General features: G+C 35.5%; 11 protein-coding genes. 4 read left to right on the plus strand and 7 right to left on the minus strand.

The genetic code is table 11. The annotated features are described in order from the left end of the window. Window positions 1–116 precede the first annotated feature (116 nt). The 4 genes from F6K13_RS06795 to F6K13_RS06810 all read left to right on the plus strand — a co-directional run bounded on the left by F6K13_RS06795 (window position 117) and on the right by F6K13_RS06810 (window position 3,139). A complete protein-coding gene (locus F6K13_RS06795; protein ID WP_287287057.1) occupies window positions 117–557 on the plus strand; it encodes a hypothetical protein in 441 nt (146 codons plus the stop codon). Window positions 558–599: 42 nt separating this feature from the next. Beyond that, entirely contained in the window at window positions 600–2,534 is a 1,935-nt protein-coding gene (locus F6K13_RS06800; protein WP_287287059.1) for an NACHT domain-containing protein, read from the plus strand. 94 nt (window positions 2,535–2,628) lie between these two features. Continuing rightward, window positions 2,629–3,018 (plus strand): hypothetical protein, encoded by a 390-nt coding sequence (locus tag F6K13_RS06805; RefSeq protein ID WP_287287061.1) that lies wholly within the window; start codon window positions 2,629–2,631, stop codon window positions 3,016–3,018. Further along, a complete protein-coding gene (locus F6K13_RS06810) occupies window positions 3,011–3,139 on the plus strand; it encodes a hypothetical protein (protein ID WP_287287062.1) in 129 nt (42 codons plus the stop codon). Before F6K13_RS06805 ends, F6K13_RS06810 begins: the two co-directional genes overlap by 8 nt. 78 nt (window positions 3,140–3,217) lie before the next feature. On the opposite strand, the gene F6K13_RS06815 is transcribed toward F6K13_RS06810, so the two are convergent. The 7 genes from F6K13_RS06815 to F6K13_RS06845 form a co-directional block, all read right to left on the minus strand. Further along, on the minus strand, window positions 3,218–3,517 hold the full coding sequence (locus F6K13_RS06815; RefSeq protein ID WP_287287063.1) for a hypothetical protein: 300 nt from the start codon (window positions 3,515–3,517) through the stop codon (window positions 3,218–3,220). Then, complete coding sequence (locus F6K13_RS06820) at window positions 3,499–4,521, minus strand: protein rep (RefSeq protein WP_287287065.1); 1,023 nt, start codon at window positions 4,519–4,521, stop codon at window positions 3,499–3,501. The genes F6K13_RS06815 and F6K13_RS06820 overlap by 19 nt, the downstream gene beginning before the upstream one ends. A gap of 964 nt (window positions 4,522–5,485) precedes the next feature. Continuing rightward, entirely contained in the window at window positions 5,486–7,699 is a 2,214-nt protein-coding gene (locus tag F6K13_RS06825) for an AAA family ATPase (protein WP_287287066.1), read from the minus strand. Between the two features lie 225 nt (window positions 7,700–7,924). Beyond that, window positions 7,925–8,116, minus strand: a complete 192-nt coding sequence (locus F6K13_RS06830) for a hypothetical protein (RefSeq protein WP_287287068.1) — start codon at window positions 8,114–8,116, stop codon at window positions 7,925–7,927. 11 nt (window positions 8,117–8,127) lie between these two features. Next, a complete protein-coding gene (locus tag F6K13_RS06835) occupies window positions 8,128–8,706 on the minus strand; it encodes a hypothetical protein (RefSeq protein ID WP_287287069.1) in 579 nt (192 codons plus the stop codon). Beyond that, window positions 8,706–8,948: a hypothetical protein gene (locus tag F6K13_RS06840; RefSeq protein ID WP_124143803.1), complete on the minus strand. Its 243-nt coding sequence runs from the start codon at window positions 8,946–8,948 to the stop codon at window positions 8,706–8,708. The genes F6K13_RS06835 and F6K13_RS06840 overlap by 1 nt, the downstream gene beginning before the upstream one ends. A 70-nt stretch (window positions 8,949–9,018) precedes the next feature. Then, window positions 9,019–9,434 (minus strand): hypothetical protein (locus F6K13_RS06845; protein ID WP_287287070.1); only part of this gene is annotated, 416 nt, incomplete at its 5' end.

Here is a 9,434-nt window from a genome sequence, read left to right on the forward strand (position 1 = left end):
AAAAATCACTCTTGAGAAAGGCTGTTTCCAAGAGTTTATTTACTGTATAGTAGGGTGTCTAGTAGCTACTATACAGTTCACTAGACAGCTATTTGGGACTATTCCCTAGTGTTAATATGATGAAAGTAACTAAACTCTTAGCAACTAGACCAATTGAGGTAAAGACTATTGCCAGCAATAAATCGGGAGATTGGAATATTCACAATATTGACAAGGTTGATTACTACCGTGAAACTAATATTAAAGATCAGGGAACCTATATCGAAAATCAGTACAATGCTGCTGAACAAAAAACTTTGGCTGAAGCTGCAAATGAAATTCAACAACTCTTAGAACAACTCAGTCAAACTTACCCAACTGACACGATTACTGGACAGATGACAGTCGCTACAGAAGTCATAAAAGAGGTAGAAAATAATCTACCTTTAGCAGACCGAATTCTGAGTGCATTAAGAGCCGGAGGAACCAATGCTTTAAAGCAAACCCTGAACCATCCCGCAGCAACATTTGTATTATCGGCTTTAGAAGACTGGCAGAAGTCTAAGGAACAGAAATAGTCAGAACTAAACTTTAAAAAAGTTGTAAGTGAGGGATGGGTTGTGGATGAAAATCAAGGGGAAAAATCAACTCAGCATCACACTCACATGGGTGAGGGAGATTACCGTGAAACTAATCTCAATGACCAATCAACCTACATTGGAAATCAATACAATTATCACCAGACTTCTACTACAAAACCTGAAAAAAGAGATCGAACTCAACAGAAACTTCTGCACTGGGTAGAAACTGAAGTTGAAAAACGCCTACAACAATCCCTCCATAATCGAGTTTACATTGTTTTAGACAAAGAAGAAAATTCAGAACAGGTACAACATCCTTGGGAAATTGACATCAAAGTCGGAGAACAATCTAGTTTTCGACTGCCCAAAGATAGCTCAATTGAAGAAATATTTGACCGCTCAGATATTGCTGGACGACTATTAATTTTAGGTGTACCCGGTTCTGGAAAAACCACAATGTTGTTGAAGCTGGCAGAACAATTAGTCAAACGAGCAAAAGCTAATCCAGAACATCCCATTCCAGTATTATTGAACTTATCCTCATGGAAAGAAGATAAACAAAGTATTAAAGACTGGATGGTGACTGACCTCAAATCTAAATATGGGGTGCGTAAAGATATTGCTGAACAATGGATTGAAGAGGGGGTACTTCTTCCCTTACTGGATGGTTTAGATGAATTAGACGCAGCACGACAGGAAAAATGTGTGGAAAAGATTAATGAATTTCTGCATCCTGAAACTTGGTCAAGAGAATTAGTGGTTTGTTCTCGCATTGAAGAATATCAGTATTATCCAACCAATTTAAAATTGAATGGTTCAATTATTTTGCATTCTTTAACAATAGAACAAATTCAAGATTATATTCTGAAAACAGAAGGAGAAGAGTTATGGAATAATATCAATTATGATTCATATTTAATAAAATTAGCACAGACTCCTTTATTGTTAAATATTATTATTTTATCCTTTAAAGAAATTTCTTTTGAACAGTGGAACCAATTTCAATCCTCAGAAGAACGACAAAGTTATCTATTTGATGCTTATATTCGACGAATGTTAAAGCGTCCTTATAGAAAAAAACAAAAATTTTATAAATATAAAAATACTATATTTTGGTTAGGTTGGTTAGCAAAACAACTTATTCAGGAAAATCAAACTGAGTTTCTTATTGAAAAAATGCAGCCGAGTTGGTTAGAAAATAGATGGAGAAAAATAATTTTTGGGCTAATTTTTGGGCTAATTTTTGGGATAATTATTGGGATAATTATTGGGATAATTATTGGGATTTTTGATCTAATTTATGGAATTTTTGGGCTAATTTTTGGGCTAATTTTTGGGCTAATTTTTGGGATAATTTTGGGGGCAGATAAAGAGGATGAACAAACTATAAAAACTTTTGAATCATTTCAATTCTCGCTTAAAAAGGTTAATAATCAGCTAAACTTTAAGAATCACCTAATTTCTGGGGTAAGTTTAGGGATGATTTCTACGCTAATTTTTGATCTAATTTATGGGCTACATTCTAGGCGAATTTATGGGATAATTTATGGGCTAAGTCATTTGCTAATTTTTGGGCTAATTTTTGGGCTTCAAGGCTCAGAAATTGATTATAAAAAGATTCCTAATCAAGGAATTTGGCAATCCCTAAAAAATATGAATATACTTATAATTATCACCTTTTTAGCTGCTTTAGGATTCTCTTTATTATTAATTTCAGCATCGGGAAAATTAGTTGGAGTTATTAATATCTTACTTGGTAGTTTTGGATTCAGCTTGTTATTTGGTGTCTTGGGAATTGGATTACCTGTCATTAAACATTTTTCTCTACGTTTAGTTCTTTGGTTTAATCACTACATCCCCTGGAATTATGCACGATTTCTCGACTACTCTACAGACCGCCTATTCTTGCAACGGGTTGGGGGTAGGTATCGGTTTATCCATGACTTACTGAGACAACACTTTGCAAACCTTTAAAATACAACCAAAAAACAGAGTTTTTTTTACTTTTCTTTACATTGTGTCGCTTTTTGCGTGTATCTTGTCTATAAAACTACTACATTTATAAATAATGGATAAATTAGATTTATTTTGGGAAGAAATTTTAAGTAATATTAAACTTGCTTCTAGACAAGCTTTATTTAGACAACAAGCTGAATTAGTTCATGTAGATTTTAATAATCAAAGCATAGTTATTTCTTTTCCTTCTGAAGCATTGGCTGAAATAGCAAGAAGTAAAAAATATGTGATATCAGATGCTATTTATATTCTAATAGAATTAGATTTTGAAGTAAGTATTGTTACTGCTGTTACTGATAATAAATCTGATGATGATGACAAATTTACTAATATTCTGTTAACTAAACTTGAAAACATTAGGAAAAGTTTATTACCTAATCAGTCTATTATATGTAGAGGTTGGCTTGATTTTCTTCCAAATATTGTAAAAAGTAATGAGTAACCTGGTATTATTTTATATCAACAGCGATCGCGACTACCGTAAGTATTACCAATTTGCCAGAGGCATAATTACAAGTTTTAGGAGTGAAATTTTCCATCAATTAGTATTGATTTATAATTGATATTTTCAATTATAAAATTAATTTTTTGTAGCAAATTACTCCCAAAAAATTCACAAATTTAGGCTGTATTTTTATTTATTATGACAAATATGTATCAAGATGTACTCTAACAACATAATCAACAAGAAAAATTAAATACTCCAATGCTGCATCAACTGTTCTATGTATCCCTGGTTTTCTCTTATTAACCATCTCAAACATTAATCCACTATCTATATATAAATATGAATAGTAACATTGTTGTTCTATATTATTAACAAGTTTAAATGAAAACTCTATATCCTCATCCTCATATTCTGGATTTTTAACTGTATATTCCCAATCTTCAACTATAATTTTTTGTTCAGCACTAGCAACCATTAAGCCCCCCTTAAACAATACTGTTTATTATTACCTTTTTCTAACCATTCAAAATTATAAACTTTTGCCTTTTTACCACTCTTACCTTTGAAGAAGTTTCTATTATCATCATCGTAGTCACTACTAATTAAACTCCCGTCTCGATTGAGGAAATTGAAGTGTTTGCGAAACACTCCAGCGAGACTAATTCGTTGAACTCCTGACACTTGCAACGCGTACTCAGGAAACCAATGCCAGTCAGAAACATAATCAGCAGGTTTCAACTCATACTTAAGTACTTCCAAAGGCGATCGCTCAAAATCATCAACAGCTTCAATACTAACTATCGGGTCGTAATCAGCTTTCAGAGAACGTTTCCACAGTTCCTTGAACTCCGACTGTTCCATGTATTTTTTATCAAAATAATCATGCTCAACCGCAATCATGTAGTGCAAGTGAGGGTGAGAATTATAAATGTGATGTTTAGTTTGAGTACATTCAAATGACCGCAAATATCCTCTGTAAAGCTTACCCAGTTTATACTTGAAGCTCATCATAAACTCGTGAGAAGCTGGAGACAAAGTATTATCAATAAACTCACGCAACCTAGAAACAGGAACATTGCGAACAGTCAAAGTTAGTAAAAGATATCGTAAATTCAACTTTTCCAGTTCAGGATAAGCACGAAATGCTTTAGCTCTCCACATAGCCGAACGCCTGGAAGTACACATCGGACAGCAACGAACTCGACAAAAATTAGCTGCAATCAACTTCGGACCGTCAGAGGTTTTAATAAAACTGAGCTTGCTGCCACAAGAACCATTATTATACTTACGACCCATTAACTTATCAGACCAATCCTGAAGCTTAGAAGCTTCTGCTTGATTTTTTCTATTTTCAGCAGCAATTTGCAAAAGGTTTGCAGATTGACGAACACTATGTTGAAGTTTATTAAAGTTAGCATCACCAGGAAAAATTTCACCTAAAAAAGGTGGCATCCCTACAAAACTACTTGAGGGATATTGCGAATTAAAAGTACCCATATAATAAAATTGATATATTTTTATTATTAACAGAAGCTATAGTTAATGTCATCAGAGAAAACACGGTTAAATTTACGAAAACCCCATCCCTATTGGCCATTTTCAATTTATGCCTAATTTATTAAAAAGTTTACTTTCTTATCAAGGTAAGTAGTGGCGACCGGGGGCGCACTTGCAGGCTCGCACATCCCCATCGGCCACCCACTTTCTTATACTTTTTGAAATTGGTTTTTTTAGTAGTATTATTTATTATTTTTTACCGTGAGTGCTTTTAATAATGCGCTCGGCAATATTAGCTTAGAAAGGAGCTGAAATATCAATCATTTCAATTATATTTTTATTATTTTTGTGCAGCAGTGAAAACGCCTAAAAGCCTCAAAGAACTCCAACTAAATCAACTAACCTAAGTTCAACTATAATTTGTAGAAGTTCGGGGACTCATCTTCTACAAATTAAGTCTCTCTAAGTTTCCGTCTCGGGAGAGCCGTCGTTGATTAAGTTTCCGTAATCTTTGAGTCTTTTGGACGGCTAAAACAGTTCAGTCAATGATTACGTTTTTGGTAGCTTTAGTAGTCGGCGAACAGTGATAACAGTACCGAAATAATAACGGGTAAGTTTGTTGATACTCAGGGTATGACAGCAAGGTTTTTGTGAATGGGTAGCAGGAGGGGGGGGTTGACGAGGAACTCAGGGAAATGTGAGTGAATACACCCCCTCCTCCTTACCCATTATAAACCTAAGCAGTCAACCCCTAGGCAAGTGAGCGCTCACGAGCAGGATAGAGAGATTAACTCAGAATCTTGGGAAATGTGATTGCTTTTTGTTTGCAATCATCTACGGCCATATCGATACAGGGAAGAAGTTACATTTGATGTCACTCCCACAGTAGCAGATAAAGATTGTGGAAACTAATAACGCAACTGCAACTACAGCTCCGCTGTGGTTACGGTTACTGTTATTCATTTTAATATACTTTTTCCAAAGCAAACCCCCGAATTTTTTGAGATATTTTATTATGATTTTCTACTATATATTCACCATCAGAATAAGGAGTAGATTTGACAACTTCAATAATTATAAATTGTTCATCATTTGCTAAATCAATTACCCTATCTCCAACTTGAAAATACTCTTGGCCATTAACATTATTAGGTGTATTTTGGCGATCAGGATTTTGTACTACATGTTCTTGAACTGTAGCATCAATGTGCGGTGAAGGGGGGGTATCTAAATCTAAACCTGAAACCTGAATTAACTCCTTATTATCACCTGAATCCTTTGATTCATCAGTGTTTTCTTGTTTCAGGTCTTGTTTCAGGGGAGTTTCATCCCTCTGAATTAAATCTGAATCCAACCTGAAAGTCTGAATATCTTGATGTATCTTATTTTCAGTTATTTCAGTTTCAGTTATTTCAGTTTCAGGTTTTGTTTTAACTGGGGGGGGGTTTGTTGCACACAAGTCAGATTTTGTATTATCAGGAACTAAATAAACATAGCGCCTTTTCTTAATTTTATCCCGACAGCGGATAATCTGACTTTGGTCTTCAAGCCGATTTAAAACCTCATAAATATAATTACTAGACCCCAATTTTTCTTTAAGTTCTTCAACAGTAAAAGCTGTCCCTTTGTTATTAGTTAAAAAGTCTAAAAGTTTCAGACTTTGGTCTTGTTTTTTATTGTCTTTATCATCACCCTCACCAATATATTTAAAGATGCTTTGGTCTAACCAAGTATCCGATGGTTGCATTTCAAACATTAAATTTTGAACCGAACCCTCACGCGGAGTAATTTTTAACAAGCGAATATTGTTTTTACTATTATCATCATCATCTTTTTTAACCAATGACTTCATTTGTGCGATTCCCCAAGCTGCTGCTGTAATGCGACTAGAGCCTGCTACTTTATTGATGCCAACAGCTTCTCTGCTTTTGTTCTCGTGATGAATCAGTATGCAAGCAGCTCCATACTTTGAAAATAAATCGCGCATTTTATATATATGTTTGGCGAAAGCTGCCTCGTTTTCGCTAACTCCCAAGTTACGAGCAATTGCGCTAAGAGAATCAATGACAACTAAAGTTGGTCTGAAAGTTTCCAACTGCTTCTCTAAAGACTGTAAGTTATCCAGTCTCAGCCCTGATGCAATGAACATATCTTTCTGAGTTTCGCGGTCTAGCAAATCAAAGCCACGAGCAAACAGTTTCCGGCGGACACTAGCCTCACTTTCATCATCGTGATAGTAGAGTATTTTTCCCTTGGGGATAGGATTGCCATACAATGGAGTAGCCGTTAAATGTGCATACATAATATCGGTGGCAAACAGAGTTTTTCCGACTTTTGGTTCGGCTGCTAATAAAAGCAGTTCCCCTTTTGGAAGCAGACCGGGATAAATCCAGTCAATCATCTCTGGTTCTCTATCTAAAAAGCTCAACAAGGGTAATCCTCCAGATGTATTAACCATCTCCATAGTAGGAGATTCTAGAGTGAGGATATCAGACTCGATGGTTTTACGCGACTTCCGATAAATTTCAGCAATCGCATCAATCTCTATGCTCCTATCTAATTGATTAGTAATTCCTGAGAGTCTGGTAATGTCCAGCTTATAGCGTATTTTCTTACCTTCTCTGATAGCGTTCCGACTAAACTCATACCATTTACGGTCGCTCATCCCAGTTTCCTCTTGCAAGTCTAACAAATCTAATTGTATCTGTTCTGGAGAGCGATCGCTATTATAAATCTCTTTAATTCGAGTAATTGCAGCGCTTGGTTTGAGCTTACCATTATCAAGATAGTCAGAGCGATTATAGTTTTCTATTAATAACTGGAGATGCTGGTCAATGTTAGTGGCGCTCACGGTAGACTTAAGATAATTAGCGATGCCAACGCGACCGCCAATCAATTCTAATTCTCCCCGATTAATCATCTCCATTGTGACAGCATTAAGGTCAGGAATTTTTCCCTGGTTATATAAATCTTTAATACACTGAATAATTTTTTGATGGCCTTGTGTGGAAAAATACTCAGGTTTTAAATTGTCATTAATTCTGCCAATTGCGTGACAGTCTATGATAAGACCCCCAATTATTTCTATCTCTAAATCAATTAGAAAGTTCTTAGTAGAGAGGCTTTGAGAATTTGCTTGAAAAAGGTTAGGGTTTTGTGCTATGTTGGTTGGTAACATTTTATGTTTTCACCATGCTGACAACATGGTTTTCCTTTATAAAGTACATTTAATCTATATAAGCTAAAAGCTCCCATATGGAAAGTGGTCTGGGAGCTTTTAGTAATGCTATGTATCATTATTGATACTACTAAGTGGGGATATTATAGGGATAATTGCTGAAATCAACAGCTAGGAGTTTCTTATCAGCTATTTTTCCAGTTCATCTAACAATATGAATCGTATTTAATCCTCCTTTTTAATCCATTCAGTATAGATAATAATGTCATCAGGTTCTTTTCTAGATTCTTTGTAAAAAGGTTGCTTGATTAATCTCCAACCATCCCTTTTCATCGACTCATTCATACTTCCTAAAAATTCATCACCCAACTGTTTAGTTGTGATAATTCTTACTTCGACAGTTTCTCTTAAAGCCATTCTTAAATCTCCTAAATAATTGCTTTAATTTGTTCTAATAGTTGTTTACCTTTCTGATAAGCTCTTCCTTTCATTTGTAACACATTCTCAATGATGTAAGAATCGGAAGCGGTGGAAGTGCGAATAAAATCAACTAGCTTAATCATTTCCGTTACTTCCAGTTCTTCCAATGCTTCCACCCGCTTAGATAGAGTGAAAGTAGGTTGTTTAACAGCTTCCCCAGTTTCTACCACTTCAGGGGCGATCGCTTCTGGGCTATCTGTAGCTTCAGTAAAAGGTAATATTTGTTTTGCGTCTTGGTTAAATGTCTGTTCACGACTGTATAATATAGCAGCAGTTTCAGAATCAAAATCTAATTGTTCAGCTCTACGAATTACTGTAATTATTTCTTTGAATTGAGTTGATGTTCTACTAATTATCCATCCTAGAACAGAGTGGGCAAGTGACCAGATAATGGCAAAGTGTAATAGTTTTTCGTTGTGGCCAATTACTGCATAAGTGCCGAAAAATGACTGGGCCAATAAGTAGAATTTAGTTACATCGTGTAGTTCGTTTAGATGGCTTATAATTCTCTCAGTTGCTAAGTTCATTAAATAAAAGCTCCTAAGCTAAATCCTGATATGAATGCTGTTCCTGTTAGGATAGTGAATGCGATTAATTCCCAGAAATCACTAACTCCTCGTTTAATCCAGTAGTAGCCAGTGACTCCAATTGTTGCTAGTAGTTTTAGAATTAATAGTGGTATTAGCAGTCGCCACCAGCCTACAGCTTCATATCCTATTAGAATTGCAGCGGTGAAGATGCCGTTAAATAGAAATATTGATTGCCACATAATAACTTTCTCTTTGTTTACGATATAGTTATTAGGATAGGCTGCAACCTATCCTAAAATCAGGTGTTTGTCAGCTTCTCAATTTAGCTCGTATTGCAGCTATATCTGCATCAGCTTTTTGGGAAGCTTGCTCATAATTAGCTGCTGCTCCAGCAAATGTCTTCCGCTTTCCTTGTGCGTATGCTCCAAATCCTGCTATGAGTTTGGCTGATTTGGCTGCATATTTAATTGCTTGTCGTGCATAGCCTTTGACTCCATAAAAAGCATTGTTTCTAGTGTAATCACTTTTTAGTAGTCTGGCAGCGGTACGATATCCTTTGGCACTGCTTGCATTTAGTTTTACTTGTTCATTCACGTTACCTTTAAGAGTTTGATATTGTTGCTCTGTAATGGTTACGGGTGATTGCAAGTCTGGTGTTGATTTATGCGGTTGCAGTGTGCCAGGATTGGTTGGTGTTAAACTGCCGGCAGTTGCTTTTCCTACTA

The organism is Okeania sp. SIO2B9 (genome assembly GCF_010672505.1).
GTDB classification, from domain to species: Bacteria; Cyanobacteriota; Cyanobacteriia; order Cyanobacteriales; family Microcoleaceae; genus Okeania; species Okeania hirsuta.

Excerpts from the sequence above, each read along its gene's own strand:
- F6K13_RS06795 (WP_287287057.1), top strand. The coding sequence starts at position 117 with ATGATGAAAGTAACTAAACTCTTAGCAACTAGACCAATTGAGGTAAAG.
- F6K13_RS06805 (WP_287287061.1), top strand. The coding sequence starts at position 2,629 with ATGGATAAATTAGATTTATTTTGGGAAGAAATTTTAAGTAATATTAAA.
- F6K13_RS06830 (WP_287287068.1), bottom strand. The coding sequence starts at position 8,116 with ATGGCTTTAAGAGAAACTGTCGAAGTAAGAATTATCACAACTAAACAG.
- F6K13_RS06840 (WP_124143803.1), bottom strand. The coding sequence starts at position 8,948 with ATGTGGCAATCAATATTTCTATTTAACGGCATCTTCACCGCTGCAATT.
- F6K13_RS06810 (WP_287287062.1), top strand. The coding sequence starts at position 3,011 with ATGAGTAACCTGGTATTATTTTATATCAACAGCGATCGCGACTACCGT.
- F6K13_RS06835 (WP_287287069.1), bottom strand. The coding sequence starts at position 8,706 with ATGAACTTAGCAACTGAGAGAATTATAAGCCATCTAAACGAACTACAC.
- F6K13_RS06825 (WP_287287066.1), bottom strand. The coding sequence starts at position 7,699 with ATGTTACCAACCAACATAGCACAAAACCCTAACCTTTTTCAAGCAAAT.
- F6K13_RS06820 (WP_287287065.1), bottom strand. The coding sequence starts at position 4,521 with ATGGGTACTTTTAATTCGCAATATCCCTCAAGTAGTTTTGTAGGGATG.